Source organism: Kitasatospora paranensis (genome assembly GCF_039544005.1).
GTDB classification, from domain to species: Bacteria; Actinomycetota; Actinomycetes; order Streptomycetales; family Streptomycetaceae; genus Kitasatospora; species Kitasatospora paranensis.
This window is the reverse complement of sequence record NZ_BAABKV010000001.1, coordinates 6158416-6177990: the sequence shown is the minus strand read 5'-3', so window position 1 is coordinate 6177990 and position 19575 is coordinate 6158416. Positions and strand designations below refer to the sequence as shown.

The 19575-nt window shown below is 74.9% G+C and carries 14 protein-coding genes and 1 pseudogene; 4 read left to right on the top strand and 11 right to left on the bottom strand.

Annotation, left to right across the window (positions count from 1 at the left end):
• Window positions 1-244: 244 nt before the first annotated feature.
• The 5 genes from ald to pyrG form a co-directional block, all read right to left on the bottom strand.
• Complete coding sequence (gene ald, locus ABEB13_RS29345) at window positions 245-1360, bottom strand: alanine dehydrogenase (RefSeq protein ID WP_345707845.1); 1116 nt, start codon at window positions 1358-1360, stop codon at window positions 245-247.
• 238 nt (window positions 1361-1598) lie between these two features.
• The gene (locus ABEB13_RS29340) at window positions 1599-3749 is read right to left on the bottom strand and encodes a tetratricopeptide repeat protein (RefSeq protein WP_345707844.1); all 2151 of its coding nucleotides are present in this window, start codon (window positions 3747-3749) and stop codon (window positions 1599-1601) included.
• A gap of 215 nt (window positions 3750-3964) precedes the next feature.
• A complete protein-coding gene (locus tag ABEB13_RS29335) occupies window positions 3965-4849 on the bottom strand; it encodes an IS5 family transposase (RefSeq protein WP_345709548.1) in 885 nt (294 codons plus the stop codon).
• Window positions 4850-4934: 85 nt separating this feature from the next.
• Window positions 4935-5576, bottom strand: a complete 642-nt coding sequence (locus tag ABEB13_RS29330; RefSeq protein ID WP_100888011.1) for an NUDIX domain-containing protein — start codon at window positions 5574-5576, stop codon at window positions 4935-4937.
• Window positions 5577-5711: 135 nt separating this feature from the next.
• Window positions 5712-7385: a CTP synthase gene (gene pyrG / locus ABEB13_RS29325; RefSeq protein ID WP_345707843.1), complete on the bottom strand. Its 1674-nt coding sequence runs from the start codon at window positions 7383-7385 to the stop codon at window positions 5712-5714.
• A gap of 630 nt (window positions 7386-8015) precedes the next feature.
• On the opposite strand from pyrG, the gene ABEB13_RS29320 reads away from it, so the two are divergent.
• Window positions 8016-9950, top strand: coding sequence for a glycoside hydrolase family 15 protein (locus ABEB13_RS29320; protein WP_345707842.1), 1935 nt, complete (start codon window positions 8016-8018; stop codon window positions 9948-9950).
• Window positions 9951-10012: 62 nt separating this feature from the next.
• On the opposite strand, the gene ABEB13_RS29315 is transcribed toward ABEB13_RS29320, so the two are convergent.
• The 3 genes and pseudogenes from ABEB13_RS29315 to yczE all read right to left on the bottom strand — a co-directional run bounded on the left by ABEB13_RS29315 (window position 10013) and on the right by yczE (window position 14100).
• Window positions 10013-11218 carry a glycosyltransferase family 4 protein gene (locus tag ABEB13_RS29315; RefSeq protein ID WP_345707841.1) on the bottom strand — a complete coding sequence of 402 codons (1206 nt, stop codon included), beginning with the start codon at window positions 11216-11218 and terminating at the stop codon, window positions 10013-10015.
• Between the two features lie 262 nt (window positions 11219-11480).
• A pseudogene (gene recN, locus ABEB13_RS29310) lies at window positions 11481-13212 on the bottom strand (DNA repair protein RecN).
• A gap of 75 nt (window positions 13213-13287) precedes the next feature.
• On the bottom strand, window positions 13288-14100 hold the full coding sequence (gene yczE, locus ABEB13_RS29305) for a membrane protein YczE (RefSeq protein WP_380232911.1): 813 nt from the start codon (window positions 14098-14100) through the stop codon (window positions 13288-13290).
• A gap of 132 nt (window positions 14101-14232) precedes the next feature.
• On the opposite strand from yczE, the gene yczR reads away from it, so the two are divergent.
• The 3 genes from yczR to ABEB13_RS29290 all read left to right on the top strand — a co-directional run bounded on the left by yczR (window position 14233) and on the right by ABEB13_RS29290 (window position 16530).
• Entirely contained in the window at window positions 14233-15720 is a 1488-nt protein-coding gene (yczR, locus tag ABEB13_RS29300) for a MocR-like transcription factor YczR (protein ID WP_345707840.1), read from the top strand.
• A gap of 62 nt (window positions 15721-15782) precedes the next feature.
• A complete protein-coding gene (locus ABEB13_RS29295; RefSeq protein WP_345707839.1) occupies window positions 15783-16154 on the top strand; it encodes a hypothetical protein in 372 nt (123 codons plus the stop codon).
• Window positions 16111-16530, top strand: a complete 420-nt coding sequence (locus ABEB13_RS29290) for a hypothetical protein (RefSeq protein WP_345707838.1) — start codon at window positions 16111-16113, stop codon at window positions 16528-16530. Before ABEB13_RS29295 ends, ABEB13_RS29290 begins: the two co-directional genes overlap by 44 nt.
• A 7-nt stretch (window positions 16531-16537) precedes the next feature.
• Here ABEB13_RS29290 and ABEB13_RS29285 read toward each other — a convergent pair whose 3' ends face one another.
• The 3 genes from ABEB13_RS29285 to ABEB13_RS29275 form a co-directional block, all read right to left on the bottom strand.
• Window positions 16538-17440, bottom strand: coding sequence for an NAD kinase (locus tag ABEB13_RS29285; protein ID WP_100888015.1), 903 nt, complete (start codon window positions 17438-17440; stop codon window positions 16538-16540).
• A gap of 90 nt (window positions 17441-17530) precedes the next feature.
• Window positions 17531-18337: a TlyA family RNA methyltransferase gene (locus tag ABEB13_RS29280; protein ID WP_345707837.1), complete on the bottom strand. Its 807-nt coding sequence runs from the start codon at window positions 18335-18337 to the stop codon at window positions 17531-17533.
• A gap of 46 nt (window positions 18338-18383) precedes the next feature.
• Window positions 18384-19418, bottom strand: a complete 1035-nt coding sequence (locus ABEB13_RS29275) for a hypothetical protein (RefSeq protein WP_345707836.1) — start codon at window positions 19416-19418, stop codon at window positions 18384-18386.
• Between the last annotated feature and the right edge of the window lie 157 nt (window positions 19419-19575).

Genomic DNA, 19575 nt, shown 5'->3' with positions numbered 1-19575 from the left:
TTTCCACGGCGGGCGACCCTCGCGGCGGGGCGACCTGCGGCGAGCGGGTCCGCAGGGCGGGTGACCGGGCGCACAGGAATTGACACCGGCTGTCCACCGCACGGTCATCAACAGGTTCACGACAGACATCCGCGGGCGGACATGCCGCGACCCCCGGCCCGTGGGGAACGGGCCGGGGTGTGGCGCCTCCGCCGGCGAGCCGGCGGGTGAGGCGGTGTCAGGCGGTCACGCGCCGCGTCCCGCGTCAGGCGAGGACGGTGCCCAGGTCGACCGACGGCAGCTCGAAGGCGTCGGCGACGGCCTTGTAGGTGATCTGGCCCTCGTGCACGTTCAGGCCCTTGGCGAGCGCGGCGTCGCGGCGCAGCGCCTCCTTCCACCCGCGGTTGGCCAGCTCGACGATGTAGGGCAGCGTCGCGTTGGTCAGCGCGTAGGTGGAGGTGTTCGGGACGGCGCCCGGCATGTTGGCCACGCAGTAGAAGACCGAGTTGTGGACCTGGAAGGTCGGCTCGGCGTGCGTGGTCGCGCGGGAGTCCTCGAAGCAGCCGCCCTGGTCGATCGCGATGTCGACGAGCACGGAACCCGGCTTCATACGGGAGACCAGCTCGTTGGTGACGAGCTTCGGCGCCTTGGCGCCCGGGATCAGCACGGCGCCGATCACCAGGTCGGCCTCCAGGACGGCCTTCTCCAGCTCGAAGGAGTTGGAGGCGATGGCCTTGATCTTCGTGCCGAAGATCCGGTCGGCCTCGCGCAGCTTGTTGATGTCGCGGTCGAGCAGGGTCACGTCGTAGCCCATGCCGATGGCGATGGTGGCCGCGTGCCAGCCGGAGACACCGCCGCCGATGACGACCGCCTTGGCCGGGTGGGTGCCGGGCACTCCGCCGGGGAGCACGCCGCGGCCGCCGGCCGGACGCATCAGGTGGTAGGAGCCGACCTGCGGGGCGAGACGGCCCGCGACCTCGGACATCGGGGCGAGCAGCGGCAGGGCGCCGTTGGCGAGCTGCACGGTCTCGTACGCGATGGCGGTGGTGCCGGAGGCGACCAGCGCGTCGGTGCCGGCGCGGTCGGCCGCCAGGTGCAGGTAGGTGAAGAGGGTCTGGCCCTTGCGCAGGCGGTGGTACTCCTGCGCGATGGGCTCCTTGACCTTCAGCAGCAGGTCGGCGGTGGCCCACACCTCGTCGGCGGTGGGGAGGATGGTGGCGCCGGCGGCCACGTACTCCTCGTTGGGGATCGAGGAGCCGAGACCGGCGTTGTCCTCGATGTAGACCTCGTGTCCGTTGCGGACCAGCTCATGCACGCCGGCGGGCGTGATGGCCACGCGGTACTCGTGGTTCTTGACCTCGCGGGGGATGCCGACCTTCACGGCTAAACACGTCCTCTTGCCATGGGGGTCCCTACCGGAGAAGACCGGCGGGCGGCGCGCACGGGGAGGGCCCCGGATACGCCAGGGCACGTTCGCTGCGCGACTGCTGTCGAGTGTAATGAAGCCCAGCGGATACGTCAGCCTTCCAAAGTGACTAATTCTGCGGGACTCATTGGCAGGTTCGTAGGCTTGTGCGGCCTTCACATGCCCAAAGGGTGCGACTACCGCATATCCGACACTACTCCGCAAACGGGTGATTCCACTCGCCTTCGAGCTGCTGCTGGAGGCGCTCCAGCGCCTGTCCCACCAGGGATTCGCCCCGGCTGTCGCCCAGCCGGCGCAGCATCCCGAGGGCCGCCCGGTACTCGCGCAGCGCCTCCTCGAAGCGGCGCTGCGCGGTGTGCGCCTCCGCAACCCGGGCCAGCAGCCGGGCCTCGCCCGCGGCGTCGCCGAGACCCTGCCGCAGGGCCAGCGCCCGGCCGTACCCGTCACCGGCGCGCAACGGGTCCCCGAGCGCCCGGTAGCAGCCCGCCGCGCTCTCCAGCGCGCGGGCGCACCCGAGCTCGTCGCCCGCCTCCCTGGCCCGTTCGACGGCCGCCCGGTAGCGCTCGGCGGCCTCGTCCCAGCGCCCGGCACCGGCCTGGAGGTCGCCGAGGCGCAGCAGGGCGGCGGCCGCCCGGCGAGGGTCCCCGGCCCGCTCGGCGACGGCGAGCACCAGGACGTGCAGCCGGTGGAGGTCGGACGGCAGGGCGTCGCCGCACAGCGGCAGCGCCCGCAGCAGCGCGGCGACCAGCCGGCCGGACGAGCCGTCCAGGTCGCCCCGCCCGATCGCGTCCCCGACGGCGGTGAGCAGTTGCTCGCGCTCCTCGGCGAGCCACTGGGCGGCGTGGGCCGCCGTCCGCAGGCGCAGCGGCCCGGGCAGCGGGTCGGGCCGCGGGCCGTCACCGGGGGCGAGCAGCGCGAGTGCCGACTCGACCATCCTGACCAGCCGCTCCACCAGCCGGGCCCGGGCCAGCTCGACCTCGGCGGGCCGGTCGGACTCCGTCCGCAGCTCGACCAGCCGGGCGTGGAAGCGGCCGGGCAGCCGGTACCGGGCGGTGCCGTCGCCGGCCTCCCGCTCGGTGCCGAGGAGCTCGTGGCCGGCCAGGGCGGCCAGCTGCTGGGCCGCCTCGGGGGCCGGGCAGCCCACCAGGGCGGAGGCGGTCCGCAGGTCGGCGAGCTGGGCGGGGGCGAGGGTGAGCATCCGCAGCATCCGGGCCTGGGCCGCGGGCAGGGCGCGGTAGACCAGGTCGAAGGCGCCCAGCAGCGGTTCGCCCTCGGGGAGCGGCAGTGGCCCGTCGTCGCCGGGCTGCGGGGCCGCGGCCGGGCGGCCGGGGGCTGCTGCGGCCGTGGGCTCGGCGGCCCGCTGTGCCTGCTTGCGGCCCTTCCCGGGGGCGGTGCCGCTGCGCTCCCCGGGGTTGCCGGTGCCCTTGCGGGGGCCGTCCGCCGAATCCGGCCCGGCCTCCGCCGGGACGGCGTCCTGGGCCCCGTCGCGACCCCCGTCGCGGCCTGCCGGACGGGTGTCGGCCCGGGTGTCGGCGGGCTTTGCGGTGCCGGCCGCGGCGCGGCCGGTGGCGGCGGCGAGCTCTCCCGCGGCGTCGGTGACCGCCGCACGGGCGTTTCCGCGCAACCGGTCGGCCATCAGCCGCAGGGCCGCCGGACGGGCCGCGCAGGCCTCGGCGAGCTCGGCCGCGCCGACCGGGTCGGCCGCGACCCGGGTGCCGCCGACCAGCTCGCCGAGCAGGCGGACGGCGGAGGTCTGGTCGAGCCCGCCGAGGATCACCGGGTCGACCTTGTCGATGCCGGTCAGCGGCCCGGCGGTGACGGCCAGCAGCAGGCAGCTGGCGCCGACGCCGAGCAGCGGCCGCAGCTGGGCGGCGTCCCGGACGTCGTCGAGCAGCAGCAGGGCGCGGCGCCCGGCCAGGGCCTCGCGCAGCGCGGCGCAGGCCGGGTCCTCGGTGTCCGCGGTGTCGGCGGGCGGCAGCAGTCCGGGCGGGACGGCGCCGAGCTGCCGGAGCAGTTCGCGGGCGGCCCGGCCGGCGGTGACCCGGCCGCCGTCCGGGGCGGAGAGCCGGACGTAGAGCAGGCCGTCGGGGTACTCGGCGGCCAGCGTGCGGGCGTGGTGGACGGCGAGGGACGTCCGGCCGGAGCCGGGCCGGCCGGCCAGCACGACGAGCCGGCCACGATCCTCGGGGGCATGCCGCGCGGCGCGGGCGGCCGCGCCGAGGGCGGCGAGTTCGGCCCGCCGGCCGGCGAACGGGGCGGCGCCGGGCGGCAGCGCGTCCGCAGCGGCCGCCGGGCCGCCCCCGTCGGCGATCGCCGCGTCCATGGTCGCCGTCTTCCTCGCCACCCGTGCCCACTCCCGACCGTCGCCCAGCAGACCGGCCCCAAGGTGCGGCCCTGTCCGCGAAGCGTAGTTCGCGGGCGAGGCGCTGCCGAGCTGACATCCGGTACTACCAACCGGTGAATCACCCCGGTGGATCAACGCCCGCGCCGCGGGCCGCGGCACGGGCGGGGCCCGGTCGGGCCGGACCCTGCCTCAGAAAGTGTTGGGTAAGCGGGGGACTACTCGGTTTTGAGGTCGTCGGCGAGGCGGCGGGCTGCTTCGGTCTCGATGGGGCCGCGCGGTTCGATCTCCTCGCCGGCGAGGCGAGCGGCCATGAGCCGGATCATCGCAACCTTGATCATCGCCTCGGCGTGCGCGGTCTTGCGTTCGTAGTCCCGTGCCAACCGTCTGCACCGCCCCAGCCAGGAGAAAGTCCGCTCCACCACCCACCTGCGGGGCAGCACCCGGAAGCCTTTCACATCGGCGTTCCGCGGCACCGCGACGATCTCCAGGTTCTCGTGCTCCGCCGCCCAGCCGACCAGGCTGGCATCGACGACATTGACGTAGCCGCCGTCGACCCAGACCAGCCCGACCTGCGGAAACAGGTTCCGGATCCCGGCAAGGACCAGCTTCGCGCCCGCCCGGTCCTGCACCGAGGCCGAGTGCACGACCGCCCGCAGCACGAGTCCACAGGTGTCCACCAGCAGGTGCCGCTTGCGGCCACGCACACGCTTGCCCGCGTCGTAGCCGATCGCCTGCCCGCCCTGGTGACTGCGAGCCGACTGCGAGTCCAGCACCGCCGCCGACGGCTGCGGATCCCGGCCGTCCGCCAGCCGGACCCGCTCGCGCAGCGCGTCGTGGACCCGGTCCCAGGTCCCGTCCGCCGTCCAGGCACGAAACCACCGATAGGCCGCGTCCCACGGCGCCAGGTCATGCGGCACCAGCCGCCAGGCACAGCCGCTGACCAGCACGTACAGCACGGTGTCCACAATCAGCCTGCGCGGGAACTTCAACGGACGGCCACCCCGACGCAGGTCCCGCTCCGGCAGCAACGGCTCGATCACCGCCCACTGAGCATCCGTCAACGACGATTCATAGGACGGCTTACACGAACAGACACACATGGCGGCGATCTTCGCGGACACCTCGCCCGCGAAGATCACAACCCATGCATCACTCCATGCAGCTGATCAATTACCCAACACTTTCTCAGGCGGCGCGGAACGGCCGGGCCGGCCAGGGCGCGTCCGCGGGCCGCAGGGCGTCGAGGCCGGGGCCGGCCAGCGCGGCCTGGAGCGCGAGCACGCCGGTGACCAGGGTCGGGTTGTGCAGGGCACCGGTCAGCACGAGCCCGATGAGCTCCTCCAGCGGGACGCGCGCGGTCTCGATCTCCAGCTCCTCGCCGTGGGCCGCGTAGCGCTCGCCGTCGGCCTCGGCGAGGTCGGTGGCCAGGAAGAGGCGCAGGGCCTCGTCGGTGCCGCCGGGCGAGGTGTAAAAGTCGACCAGCACGCGCCAGTCGGCGGCCTTGCAGTGCGCCTCCTCGTAGAGCTCGCGCTGGGCGGCGGTGAGCGGGTTCTCGCCGGGCACGTCGAGCAGACCGGCGGGCAGCTCCCACAGGCGCTGGCGGACGGGGTGGCGGTACTGGCGCAGGATGAGGACCCGCTGCCGGTCGTCGACGGCGAGGACGGCGACGGAGCCCGGGTGGATCTGGTAGTCGCGGCGCGCCCAGGAGCCGTCGGGCATCTGCACCTCCTCGGTGCGCACCCCGGTGACCCGGCCCTTGAACGGTGTCTCCCCCGCCCGGACGGGCCACTGCTCGGCGGCGTCGCGGATCTGCTGCTGAAAGTCCATCGCACTCCCCTTTTCGTCAGTACGACACAATCTATCCCCACGCACCCTCAGCCTGCGCCCGCCACGGCGTGGAAACAGCCGGACGGCGGCCGTGCGGGGGATCCGCACGACCGCCGTCCGGTCGGACACGACCTGTCAGGCGCCCGTCTTGATCGCGATGGCGGCGGCCACCAGGCCCGCGAACAGCGGGTGCGGGCGGGTCGGGCGCGACTTCAGCTCCGGGTGCGCCTGGGTGGCGACCAGGTACGGGTGGACCTCGCGCGGGTACTCGACGTACTCGACCAGGTCACCCTTCGGGGAGAGGCCGGAGAACTGCAGGCCGGTCTTCTCCAGGTCGGCGCGGTAGGCGTTGTTGACCTCGTAGCGGTGGCGGTGGCGCTCCTCGACGTACTGCTCGCCGCCGTAGACCTCGCGCACGATCGAGCCCTCGGCCAGCTTCGCCGGGTAGAGGCCCAGGCGCATGGTGCCGCCCAGGTCGCCCTTGCCGTCGACGATGGCCAGCTGCTCGGCCATGGTGGAGATCACCGGGTACTTGGCGGCCGGGTCGAACTCGGTGGAGTTCGCGTCGGGCAGGCCGGCCAGGTTGCGGGCGGCCTCGATGACCACGCACTGCAGGCCCAGGCACAGGCCCAGCAGCGGGATGCGGTTCTCGCGGGCGTAGGTGATCGCGGCGACCTTGCCGTCCACACCGCGGTCGCCGAAGCCGCCGGGGATGCAGATCGCGTCGACGTCGCCGAGGTGCTCCTGGGCGCCCTCGGGGGTCAGGCAGTCGTCCGAGGTCACCCACTTGATCTCGACCCGGGCGTTGTTGGCGAAGCCTCCGGCACGGAGTGCCTCGGTCACCGACAGGTACGCGTCCGGGAGGTCGATGTACTTGCCGACCAGGGCGACCTTGACGATGTGCTGCGGCTCGTGGACACGGCGCAGCAGGTCGTCCCAGACCGTCCAGTCGACGTCGCGGAAGGGCAGGTCCAGGCGGCGCACCACGTACGCGTCCAGGCCCTCGCCGTGCAGCACCTTGGGGATGTCGTAGATCGACTTGGCGTCGATGGCCGCGACCACGGCCTCCTCGTCGACGTCGCACATCAGCGAGATCTTGCGCTTGATGGCCTGCGGCACCTCGCGGTCGGCGCGCAGCACGATCGCGTCGGGCTGGATGCCGATGTTGCGCAGCGCGGCCACCGAGTGCTGGGTGGGCTTGGTCTTCAGCTCGCCCGAGGGGCCGATGTACGGCAGCAGCGAGACGTGCACGAAGAAGACGTTGTCCCGGCCGACCTCGTGGCGGACCTGGCGGACGGCCTCCAGGAACGGCAGCGACTCGATGTCACCGACGGTGCCGCCGACCTCGGTGATCACCACGTCGACGTCCTCGGTCGCCATCCGGCGGATCCGGGACTTGATCTCGTTGGTGATGTGCGGGATGACCTGGACGGTGTCGCCCAGGTACTCGCCGCGGCGCTCCTTGGCGATGACGGTCGAGTAGACCTGGCCGGTGGTGACGTTCGCCGACCCGTGCAGGTTGGTGTCGAGGAAGCGCTCGTAGTGGCCGATGTCGAGGTCGGTCTCGGCGCCGTCGTCGGTGACGAACACCTCACCGTGCTGGAACGGGTTCATGGTGCCCGGGTCCACGTTGAGGTACGGGTCGAGCTTCTGCATCGTCACGCGCAGACCGCGGGCCTTGAGCAGGGCGCCGAGGCTGGAGGCGGTGAGCCCCTTGCCGAGCGAAGAGGCGACACCCCCGGTGACGAAGAGGTGCTTGGTCGTCACGGCGCGGCCGCTGGCCGACTTGCCGGAATGGGGCTGTGCCAAGAGGGGGCTCCCGTGGTTCGCGTGTCGAGGAGTGACTCCGGTGGCCGGGCCTCCCGCTCGTCCGCGTCGACAGAGCTGCACGCCGGGTGCCCGGCGGGGTCGTCGAATCGGCGGATCCGGGGTGGTCCTCAGCGTGTGCTGCCCACCAGTCCACGGGATACCAGGGTATCAGCGCCCCGGACGGGACGCCGTCCGGCCCGGCGCGGACGGCCGATCCGCCCGCCCCCGCACCGCGCGGAAGGATCAGCTCCGGATGGTCCCAAAGGATCACCCCGGGCCCTGCGGCACTCCCCCGGCCGGACCAGCCCTACTGATCAGTTAGGTGGGAGTACGGGCTGCTCGGACCCTTGCGGGTGCCCCGGGGCCCCCGGCCGACGTATTCTGCACGAACGCATCGCCGACAGCAGAGCACGCGGAGGGCGACGGGGTCCGGTCGACTCCGCTCGGTCCCCGATGCGCGACCGGAATCCTCCCGTCCCACCCCGCCGGACACGGCCAGGGGCCGCACCAGGCCCCATCGGGCGCCCCACGAGCCTCCCCACCCCCACGGACTCGAAACGCCCCGGCCTGCCGGCTCCGGCCCCGCTGCCCCGCCGTCGACGCAGCCGCATCGCGAACTTGGAGACCCACGTGGCCGGCCGTATCGAGGACTACGCACTCATCGGGGACATGCAGACCGCCGCCCTGGTCAGCAGGGACGGGGCGGTGGACTGGCTCTGCCTGCCCCGGTTCGACTCGCCGGCGGTGTTCGCCGGACTGCTGGGCACCGATGAACACGGGTTCTGGCGGATCGGCCCCGCCGAGGCGGTGGCCGCCCCCGGAGCCGCGCCGGCCGCCCCGGCGTCGCCCGCCGACACCGGCGAGCTGCGGGTGCCGCCGCCGACCGCCGCCGCCCCGGCGCTGCCGGCCGACCGGCGGACCTACCGCGGCGACTCGCTCGTCCTGGAGCAGGAGTGGGACACCCAGGGCGGCACCGTCCGGGTGATCGACTTCATGCCGCCGCGCCACCTGCTCGGCACGCCGGACGTGCCCCAGATGATCCGGATCGTCGAGGGCGTCGCCGGACGCGTCCGGATGCGCTCCGCCGTACGGATGCGCTTCAGCTACGGCAAGGTCGTGCCCTGGGTGCACCGGGTCGAGCAGCCCGACGGCGGCCACCGGACGGTCGCCGTCGCCGGCCCCGACTCGGTCTGGCTGGACGGCGAGGCCGAGACGTACGGCCGCGACCTCACCACCTACGCGGACTTCACCGTCGAGGCCGGCGAGCGGATCGCCTTCGCCCTCACCTGGCAGGCCTCCCACCTGGCCGCCCCCACGCCGCCCGACGCCGAGGACGCGCTGGCCGCCACCGAGCGGTTCTGGCGCGACTGGGTCGCCCAGTGCACCTACCAGGGGCCCTACCGCGAGCCGGTGGTCCGCTCGCTGATCACCCTCAAGGCGCTCACCTACGCCCCCACCGGCGGCATCGTCGCCGCCCCCACCACCTCGCTGCCCGAGGACATCGGCGGGGAGCGCAACTGGGACTACCGCTACACCTGGCTGCGGGACGCCGCGATCACCCTCTCCTCGCTGCTGCGCACCGGCTACCGCGACGAGGCGAAGGCCTGGCGCGAGTGGCTGCTGCGCGCCGTCGCCGGCGACCCGGAGAACCTGCAGATCATGTACGGCATCGCCGGCGAGCGCGAGCTCACCGAGTCGACCCTGGACTGGCTGCCCGGTTACGAGGGCTCCCAGCCCGTCCGGGTCGGCAACGGCGCCGCCGGGCAGCTCCAGCTCGACGTGTACGGCGAGGTCGTCGAGGCCCTGCACCTCGCCCACATGACCGGCCTGGTCCGCAACGACCACGCCCACCAGCTGCAGCTGAAGCTGATCACCTACATGGAGAAGCACTGGCGCGAGCCGGACGAGGGCATCTGGGAGGTCCGCGGCCCGCGCCGGCACTTCGTGCACTCGAAGGTGATGGCCTGGGTCGCCGTCGACCGGACGATCCGGTTGCTGGAGGACACCGCCACCGAGGGCCCGCTGGAGCGCTGGAAGGCCCTGCGCGAGGAGATCCACGCCGACGTCTGCGAGAAGGGCTACGACGCCGAGCGCAACACCTTCACCCAGTACTACGGCGGCAAGGAGCTGGACGCCTCGCTGCTGCTGATCCCGCAGGTCGGGTTCCTGGCACCGGACGACAAGCGGGTGATCGGCACCATCGAGGCCATCCAGCGGGAGCTGTCCACCGAGGACGGCTTCGTGCTGCGCTACCCCACCCACGACGACCACGGCACCAACGTGGACGGGCTCTCCGGCCACGAGGGCGCCTTCCTGGCCTGCTCCTTCTGGCTCGCCGACGACCTGGCGATGATCGGGCGGGTCACCGAGGCGCGCGAGCTGTTCGACCGGCTGCTGGCCCTGCGCAACGACGTCGGCCTGCTCGCCGAGGAGTGGGACCCGCGCGCCAAGCGGCAGGTCGGCAACTTCCCGCAGGCGTTCAGTCACGTGCCACTGATCGACACCGCGCTGCGGCTCACCGCCTGCGCGGGCGCCTACCTGACCTCGCAGCCCGAGCAGCACTGAGCAGCACCGGACTCGTCACCGCGGCGGGCGCCGGGCCGGCCGGCCCGGCGCCCGCCGCGGCGTCAGCCCCGCTGGACCAGCTCGTCGTAGGTGGACAGCACCTGGGCGACGGTGTCCGCCTCGTCCGGCCAGGTACGGGACTGCTGGTGCGCCGCGTCCACCAGGGCCGCCCGGCGGGCCGGGTCGGTCAGCACCTCGCGGACGGCCGCGGCCAGCGCCGCCGGGTCGCCCGCGGGCACCAGCGCCGCGGCGTCGCCCACCAGCTCCGGCACCCCGCCGACCGCCGTCGACACCACCGGCACACCGGCCCGCATCGCCTCCTGGACGACCAGTGACCGCGCCTCCCAGCGGCTGCTGACCACCAGCACGTCGGCGGCGGCCAGCAGGTCGGGGACGTCCGTGCGGTAGCCGAGCAGGTCCACCGGCAGCTTGTCGGCGGCGATCCGCTCGCGCAGGCCCGGCGCGTCCGGGCCGTCGCCCGCGATCACCACCAGCGGGTCGAGGTCGGTCAGCCGCGCCACCGCGTCCAGCAGCAGCCCGAACGCCTTCTGTGCGACCAGCCGGCCGATGGCCAGCACCACCGGGCGCCCGGGCTCGTCCGCGCCGGCCGTCACCTCCGGCTGCGCCGCCTCGCCGACCCCCGCGAACAGCGCGGCCCGGGTGGTCTCCCGGGGCACCGAGGCCGGCGCCGAGGGCGGCGGCGCGATCGGGCCCAGCCGGGCGTCCGTCGCGCCGAGTTCACGGGCCCGCGCCACCAGGTCCGAGGAGGCACCCAGCACCAGGTCCGCGGCGCGGGCGACCCGGCGCTCCATCAGCCGCTGCAGCCGGCGCTCCATGCCGGTCGCGAGCATCGCGTGGTGCGACGTGACGACCAGCGGGGTCTGCGGGCGCAGCCCGGGAAAGCGCCCCGCCGTGCGCAGCGCCAGGTCGGAGAGCAGGCCGGCGCGCAGCCCGTGCGCATGCACGATGTCGGAACCGGTGAAGGCCCGGCGCAGCTCGCCGATCGCGGCGGCGTCGCTGCGGGCGCCGGCGGTGGGTGTGATGTCCACCGGGTGGAAGCGGGCACCCGTCCGGGAGAACCCGAACAGCGCGTCCGCGGCCTCCGGGGCGCAGACCGTCACGCCCACCCCGTGTGCGACCAACCCCTGGGCCAGCGACCGCACATGGGCGCCGATCCCCCCAGTGCCGGTCGACAGGACGAGCACCACGCGCAGCTGGCCGGGTCCTTCATGGGCCGCTGCGGCGCTCTGGGCGGCGGAATGGTCCACGTCGTCTCGCTCCGACTCGTTCAGGTGACGAACACCGTCGCCGCACCCTGTGCCCGGCCCGGTTCGGCCGAGTGGTGCCCCCGGCCCGCCGGTGGGCGGGGAGGGCGGGTTCCGACGGACGGCCCTCGGGACTGGAAAGCCATTGTCCAGCCGCCACCATGCCAGGTCCGGCCGGGTCTTGGACAGTCGGCGGGCCCTGCGGGCGCGTCGCCGACCGGCACCGCCGCCGCTCGGGCGGGCGCCGGCCGGCGGTGCACCGCCGTCAGCGGCCCCGCGGGGCACGGGCGGCGGCCAGCAGCTCCTCGGCGTGCGCCCGGCCGAGCTCGGAGTCCTCCAGGCCGGCGAGCATCCGGGAGAGCTCGCGCACCCGCTCCTCGTCGGTCAGGGCCTTCACCCCGCTGCGGGTCACCACACCGTCGTTGGTCTTCTCGACCACCAGGTGCCGGTCCGCGAACGCGGCCACCTGCGGGAGGTGGGTGACCACCACGACCTGGGCGGACTCGGCGAGTTTGGCCAGCCGCCGGCCGATCTCGACCGCGGCCTTGCCGCCCACGCCGGCGTCGACCTCGTCGAAGAGGTAGGTCGGCACCGGGTCGGCACCGGCGAAGACCACCTCGACGGCGAGCATCACCCGGGAGAGCTCACCGCCCGAGGCGCCCTTGGCGATCGGCCTCGGCTGGGCTCCGGGGTGCGGGGCGAGCAGCACCTCGACCTCGTCCACGCCGTGCGAGCCGTACGCGACGGTGCGGCCCCCACCTCCAGGCCGGACAGGTCGTCGACCTGGGCGATGGCGAAGCTCACCCGGGCGTGCGGCATGGCCAGTTCGGCGAGTTCGGCGGAGACGGCGGCCGCGAAGCGGTCCGCGGCGGCGTACCTGGCGGCCGACACCTCGGCCGCGAGCTCGGCCAGCTCGGCCCGCAACTCGGTTTCCTGCGCCCCGAGTTCGTCGATTCGGTCGTCGTCGCCGTCGAGCTCGGAGAGCCGCTGCGCACCCGTCTCGGCCCACTCCAGGACCTCGGCGAGGGTGCCCTCGGCGCCCGCGTACTTGCGCAGCAGCTGGGCCAGCACGGCCCGGCGCTCCTCGACCGCGGCGAGCCGCACCGGGTCGGCGTCCAGGTCGTCGGCGTAGCCGGCGAGGTCGCCGGCGACGTCGGCGAGCAGGTAGCCCACCTCGTCGAGGCGGTCGGCGAGGGCGGCGAGCCGCTCGTCGTGGTGGCGGACGGCGTCCAGGGCGCGCCGGGCCTGGGCGATCAGGGTGCCCGCGTCCAGCGAGTCCGGGTCCGCGGGGTCGCCGGCCAGTGCGGCGTGCCCCAGGGTCGCGGCCGAGGACAGCGCGTCGGCGTGGCCGAGCCGCTCCGACTCGGCGGCGAGGTCGGTGTCCTCACCGGCGACGGGCTCGGCGGCGGCGACCTCCTCCAGGCCGAACCGGAGCAGGTCGGCCTCCTGGGCGCGCTCGCGGGCCCGGGTGGTCAGCTCCTCCAGCGTCGCGGAGACCTCGCGCAGCCGCCGGTACACCCCGCGATAGCGGGCCAGCGGCTCCGCGACGGCCTCGCCCGCGTACCGGTCGAGCGCGCCGCGCTGCCGGGAGGGCGCAGCAGCCGCTGCTGGTCGGTCTGGCCGTGCACGGCGACGAGGTCCTCGCCGAGCTCGGCGAGGAGGCCGACCGGCACCGACCGGCCGCCCACGTGCGCGCGCGAGCGGCCCTCGGCGGAGACCGTCCGGCTGATCAGCAGTTGGCCGTCGTCCAGTTCGGCGCCGGCCTCCAGCGCGCGGGCCACCACCGCGGAGCCGGCGGGCATGCTGAGGCGGCCCTCGACCACGGCCCGCTCGGAGCCGTTGCGCACCAGCGCGGGGTCGGCGCGGCCGCCGAGGAGGAGTCCGAGGCTGGTCACCACCATGGTCTTGCCCGCACCGGTCTCGCCGGTCACCGCGGTGAAGCCGGGTGCCAGCTCCACCACGGCGTCGTCGATGACGCCCAGATCCCGTATCCGCATCTCGTCCAACACGGAGACGACCTTACGAGGTTCCACCGTCGGTGCGCGACGAGCCCGGGCCCCGACCGGTCAAGTTCATCCCTTCCGGGCCGCTTCGGCGAGTTCCCCGGACGCCTTCCCGCCCACGCCGTGCGGCGCCCGCCGCGGCGGGACGGTGCACCAGCGCAGGAAGCCCTGGGCGAGCGGCCCGATGGCCAGTGCGTACGCGATCGTGCCGATGCCGAAGGTGCCGCCCAGCAGGATGCCGGCGGCGAGCACGGTGAGTTCGATGCCGGTGCGGATCAGCCGCAGCGACCGGCCGGTCCGCCGGTGCAGGCCGGTCATCAGCCCGTCGCGGGGACCGGGGCCGAGCCGGGCGCCGATGTAGAGGCCGGTGGCGAGGCCGTTCAGGACGATGCCGCCGACCAGCAGGGCGATCCGGGCGGGCAGCCAGTGCGGCGGGTCGACCAGCCCCATGGTGACGTCCATGGCGGCACCGAGGACGAGGACGTTGCCGACCGTTCCGACGCCAGGGCGCTGCCGCAGCGGGATCCAGAGCAGCAGCACGCAGGCGCCGACGACGGTGACCCAGAGGCCGACGCTGTGGCCGAGGTGCCGGGCGAGGCCCTGGTGGAAGACGTCCCAGGGGTTGCCGCCGAGGGACGCCCGCAGCATCAGGCCCATGCTCGTGCCGTAGAGCACCAGCCCGGCGGCCAGCTGGACGAGCCGGCGGACCGGCCGGTCGTCCGTCCACCGCACCCCGCCCGGGGCGGTGGCGGGAGCGGTGGCGGTGGCGGGAGCGGTGGCGGTGCCGTCGCCGACGGCCGTGTCGTCGGTGGTATCGGGTTCGGGGTCGGGGTCGGGGGCGGCGACGGTCGTGGCGGTCGTGGCGGTCGTGGCGGCGGCCATCGGTGCTCCTTGCGGCAGGTCCGGGATTGGCGCCATCATGGGCGGTCCAGACCGGGCCGTTCCAGGGCCAATCCGATCCGAGTGGACTGGAAGCCCGAGCGGCCCGAGAGGTCCGAGGAAGCGGGGACGGCGATGAGCGAATGGCACACCACCATCGGCCCGCCGGCACTGGCGCGCCTGCTGCCCGCCGCCCGTGTCCCGGACGCGGCGGGCCGGCCCCGCTCCGCCTACCGCACCCTGGCCGCCCGGATCGCCGCCCTGGTCGCCGACGGCCGGCTGCCGGTCGGCACCCGGCTGCCCGCCGAACGCGAACTCGCCGCCGAACTCGCCGTCAGCCGCACCACCGTCGCCGCCGCCTACGAGGCCCTGCGCGCCGACGGCTACCTGCGCAGCCGCCGCGGCGCCGGAAGCTGGACGACCCTCCCCGAGGGCACCCGCCCGCCCGCCGACGCCCTCCACCCCGTCCCGCCGGACGAGTCCGGCAGCGTCGTCGACCTCGGCGTCGCCGCCCTGCCCGCGCCCCAGCCCTACCTCGGCGAGGCCGCTGCCCGCGCCCTGGAGCAGCTCCCCGCCTACGCCGCCGGGCACGGCCACTACCCCACCGGGCTGCCGGTGCTGCGCGAGGCCGTCGCCGCCCGCTTCACCGCCCGCGGGCTGCCCACCTCGCCCGACCAGATCCTGATCACCACCGGCGCCATGGGCGCCCTCCACCTCGCCCGCCGGGCCCTGGTCGGCCTCGGCGACCGGGTCGCCGTGGAGGCGCCGAGCTACGCCCACACCCTCCAGTCGCTGCGTCGCGGCGGCGCCCGCCTCGTCCCCGTCCCGCTCTCCGGCGAGCGCGGGTGGGACCTCGCCGAGTGGCGCCGGGTGCTGCGCGGCGCCTCGCCGCGGGCGGCGTACGTCATCCCGGACTTCCACAACCCGACCGGCGCACTCGTCGACGAGGAGCAGCGGCGGGCGCTGCTGGCCGCGGCACGGGCCGCCGGCACGGTGCTGCTCGTGGACGAGACCACCGCCGAACTCGGCTGGGGCGTCGAGGACTCCGCGCTGCCCCGGCCGGTGGCCGCGCTGGACCGGACGGCCCAGGTGGTCACCATCGGCTCCGCGAGCAAACTGCTCTGGGGCGGCCTGCGGATCGGCTGGCTGCGCGGCACGCCCTCCCTGGTAAGGCAGTTGGCGACCGACCGGGTGTTCGGCGACGTCGGCACCGCCGTCCTCGACCAGCTGATCGCCGCCGTCCTGCTGACCGAGCACCTGGACGAGGTCCGGGCCCACCAGCTGCACCGGCTGCGGGCCAGTGCGGCCGCCCTCACCACGGAGCTCCACCACCGGCTGCCCGACTGGCGGTTCAGCGTCCCGCCCGGCGGCCTGGCGCTCTGGCTGGCCACCGACGGGGTCCCCGGCACCGCCCTCGCGCGGATCGGCGAGCGGACGGGCGTACGGCTCGCCGCCGGCGCCCGCTTCGGGGTGGACGGCGCCTTCGAGGACTACCTGCGCATCCCGCTCACCGTCCCGCCGGCGGCCGTCCCCGAGGCGGTGGCCCGGCTCGCCGCAGCCGCCGACGCCGCCCGCGCCGGCGCCCGCCCCGCCGACCCGGACTCCCCGCCCCTGGCGGTGTAGCCCGCATCGGCCCGTCCGGTGCCGCCGAGAGCGGCCGGTGGGGCTGCTGACACGATGGCCGGATGACCCCAGCAGCGCTCTGCCGCGTCCCCGCCGCGGCGCTCGGTACCCGCGCGGGGCGGTGCTACGTCGCAGCGGCCGTCCTGGTGGTGCCGCTCGCCGAGCAACTGCCCCGCCTGGCACCGGCGGCGGACGTCCTGAACGCACCGGGCCGGCTCGCCCTGGTGGTGTTCTGGCCGCTCGTCCTGGCCCTGCCGCCGGGACCGGCGGAGATCATCGCGACCGTCCTGCAGGCGGGCGCCGCGCTCGTCGCCGCCGCACTCCTCACCGGCCTCGCCCGCACGCTCCCCCGGCTGCGGCGCGGCGCCCCGGCCGCCGTACCATCCGGGGATGGCCCGCAGCAGCAGAAAGGCCCGGCGTCTGATCGTCGGTGACGCGACCTTCCGATGGACCGTCGGACACCTGCACGACGTGACCGAGGGCCCGGCGGGCCGCTACCAGGACTGCCGCGAGACGCTGACGCTGCGTCGGGACGGGGCGCCCGGCAGGCTCGTGCTGGTGTTCGGCGGTGCCGCCGGACGCCTGGTGCCGGACGGAATCCTGGAATCCGGCGCGGTCGGCACCACCGGCGGCACCTGGCTGAACCTGCACGAGCCGGGCGCCGTCCGGGCGTTGCTCGACGAGGCCAGGGCCCGCGGGTGGCGGCCGGAGGATCCGGCCGCCACCGAGACGGACGGCTGGCCGCTGTTCGACACGGTGACCGCCCGCCGGGACGCGGGCCGCAGCGGCACGGAACAGCAGTCGAACTGACCCAGCGTCAGTGCAGGCCGCCGCGGCCGCGCCAACCGGTCACCGGCAGAGCGAACTTGGCCACCAGGCGGTCGGTGAACGGAGCCCGGTGCAGCCGGGCCAGCCGCACCGGCGTACGGCCCTTGCGGACCTCGACCCGTGCGCCGGCGGGGAGTTCGACCGAACGCCGGCCGTCGCACCACAGCACCCCGTGCGGCGTCCTCGGCTGCACCTCGACCGCCAGGACGGACTCCGGCGAGGTCACCAGCGGCCGGGCGAACAGCGCGTGCGCGCTGATCGGCACCATCAGCAGCGCCTCGACCTCCGGCCACACCACCGGCCCGCCCCCGGAGAACGCGTACGCGGTCGAGCCGGTGGGGGTCGCGCAGACCACGCCGTCGCAGCCGAAGTTCGACACCGGACGGCCGTCCACCTCGGTGACGACCTCCAGCATCCGCTCCCGCGAGGCCTTCTCGATCGAGGCCTCGTTCAGCGCCCAGTCCTCGTGCACCACGTCGCCGTTGGTGCGGACGACGACGTCGACCGTCATCCGCTCCTCGACCTCGTAGTCGGCGTCGACCACCCGATCGACCACCACCGCCAGGTCGTCCCGCTCCGCCTCCGCGAGGAAGCCGACCCGGCCCAGGTTGATCCCCAGCATCGGCAGCCCGGACTCCCGGGCCAGCTCGGCGCCGCGCAGCAGCGTGCCGTCGCCGCCCGCGACGAGGATCAGCTCGCAGCCGTCCGCCGCCCCGTGCCCGCCGGACACCCGGTCGACGCCTTCGGGCAGATCGAGGCCGACCGCCTCGGACGCGAGCAGCCGGATTCTGATCCCCGCCTTCAGCAGGCCGTGCACCAGCGCTTCCACGCTGCGCAGCGCCGCCTCCCGGCCGGTGTGCGCGATCAGGAAGACCGTACGTTCCTCGCTCATGCCCGCTGCCCTCTCCCTACGCCTGCCGGGTCGCCCTTGGCCCGGTGAGGCCGCCACACGGCGGTGGCGGCAGGACGCCTGCACAGCACCCTATCGGGGGCCCTCCGCGACGGCCCGGTCCGCATCGGCCGGATCCAGCTGCGGAGCGCCACGGCGCAGCCACAGGAAGTACTCGACGTTGCCGGACGGTCCGGGCAGCGGACTCGCGGTCACCGCCCGCACACCGAGACCGCACTGCCACGCCTGCTCGGCGACCTGACGGATCGTCTCGGCGCGCAGCTCCGGGCTGCGGACCACACCGCCGCTGCCCAGGCGCTCCTTGCCGATCTCGAACTGCGGCTTGACCATCATCACCAGGTCGGCGTCGGCCGCGCAGCAGCCCGCCAGTGCGGGCAGCACCAGCCCCAGCGAGATGAAGGACAGGTCGCCGACCACCAGGTCGACCGGGGTGCCGCCGATCTGCTCGACGGTGAGCTCCCGGACGTTGGTGCGGTCCATGACGGTGACCCGCTCGTCGCTCTGCAGCGACCAGGCGAGCTGCCCGTAGCCGACGTCGACCGCCAGCACGCGCGCGGCGCCGGCGCGCAGCAGCACGTCGGTGAAGCCGCCCGTGGACGCGCCCGCGTCCAGCGCCAGCCGCCCCTCGACGACCAGGCCCTGCGGGACGAACGCCGCGAACGCGCCGGCCAGCTTGTGGCCGCCGCGGGAGACGTACTCGGGGTCGGTGTCGTCCTTGGCGACCACGACGGCCGCGGCCGTCTCCACCTGGGTGGCCGGCTTGGTCGCCGTGGTGCCGCCGACCGTCACCCGGCCCGCCGCGATCAGTTCGCTCGCGTGCTCACGCGAGCGGGCCAGCTTGCGCCGGACCAGCTCGGCGTCGAGTCGGCGTCGTGCCACTGCCACTGCTGTTCCATCTCCTACGCGCCCGGCCGGAGCCGGGCGGTCACTCGTCGTCGTCGAGGGCGGCCAGGGTGTCCGCGAGCCGCTGGTGAACATCTTCGTACACCGCGACGTGCGCCTCGGTCTCCACCCCGTCCAGCGTGGCCAGGCGGGCGAGCGCATCGTCGACCGGCGGGTGGCCGGTCTCGGTGGGTTCAGGCACCGCCGCCCTCCGGCTCCCGCGGCGGACGGGGGTCACGCTCTTCTTGACCACGGTCGTCCTGCGGCCGGTGGCCTTCCGGGCGGCGGGCGGCTGCGCGACGGTCCGCTTCGCGGTCGCCTTGCGCGTGGTGGTCTTCTTGGCGGTCGTCTTCTTGGCCGGGGCGGCCTTCTTCGCGGTGCTCTTCCTCGCGGCGGCCTTCTTGGCCGGGCCGCTGCCGTCCGCCGCCTTGCTGTCCGCCGCCTTGCCGTCCGCCGCGTTCGCCTCAGGTGCGGCGGCGGCGCGGGGCGGCGCCTTCTTGGCCGGCGCCTTCTTGACCGGCGCGTTCTTGGCCGAGGGCTTGCGGGGCGGCGCCTTCTTCGCCGCCGGGCGACCGGCGGCGGGCCCCGTCCCGGCGGTGTCCCCGTCCGCGGCCGGGGCGGCGAAGCCCGCGGCCGCCCCCTCGGACGCCTGCGCGGCAGGCTCGTCCTCCCAGCCGGCGCCGAACAGCACGTCCGCACGGTTCTCCCGCCGCGGCGCGGCCGGTTCGGCCTCCGGATCCTCGTCGGCGTCCCGGAGCCTGCCCTCCAGGAAGCTCAGCACCACGCCCAGCTTCACCACCTGGTCGCCGACCGTCTCGAAGGCCCGCTCGACCTCACCGCGGGCCACACCCACGACCAGGTCGACACCGGCCCGGCCGACGGTCACGGCCTCCCCCGCCAGGGTCCGCAACGACTGGGCCGAGGGCGGGAACTGCTCGACCACCCTCCGCTCCACGGCGGCGACGTCGACACCGCTGCGCTCCAGCAGCTCCGTCGCCGTACCGACCACCCGGCGGCCCGCCTCCTCCGCAAGCGTGGCAGCCACCGCCACCACACCCCGCACCGCATCACGCAGCATCCGAACGCCTCCTCCGCTTGCCCGGACTCCGCTGACGACGCTACCCCGTACCGGCCCCGCGCCGCTGCACCTCGCGGCCACCCGGTCGACCGACCCTCCCGGCCGACCCTGCCCACGGATCCTCCGGGCCGCCCGGCCCGGCCGGGCGACCCACTGC

Excerpts from the sequence above, each read along its gene's own strand:
- ABEB13_RS29330 (WP_100888011.1), bottom strand. The coding sequence starts at position 5,576 with ATGGACTTTCAGCAGCAGATCCGCGACGCCGCCGAGCAGTGGCCCGTC.
- ABEB13_RS29285 (WP_100888015.1), bottom strand. The coding sequence starts at position 17,440 with ATGAGCGAGGAACGTACGGTCTTCCTGATCGCGCACACCGGCCGGGAG.
- yczE (WP_380232911.1), bottom strand. The coding sequence starts at position 14,100 with ATGGCCGCCGCCACGACCGCCACGACCGCCACGACCGTCGCCGCCCCC.
- ABEB13_RS29275 (WP_345707836.1), bottom strand. The coding sequence starts at position 19,418 with ATGCTGCGTGATGCGGTGCGGGGTGTGGTGGCGGTGGCTGCCACGCTT.
- ABEB13_RS29295 (WP_345707839.1), top strand. The coding sequence starts at position 15,783 with ATGACCCCAGCAGCGCTCTGCCGCGTCCCCGCCGCGGCGCTCGGTACC.
- ABEB13_RS29335 (WP_345709548.1), bottom strand. The coding sequence starts at position 4,849 with ATGTGTGTCTGTTCGTGTAAGCCGTCCTATGAATCGTCGTTGACGGAT.
- yczR (WP_345707840.1), top strand. The coding sequence starts at position 14,233 with ATGAGCGAATGGCACACCACCATCGGCCCGCCGGCACTGGCGCGCCTG.
- ABEB13_RS29290 (WP_345707838.1), top strand. The coding sequence starts at position 16,111 with ATGGCCCGCAGCAGCAGAAAGGCCCGGCGTCTGATCGTCGGTGACGCG.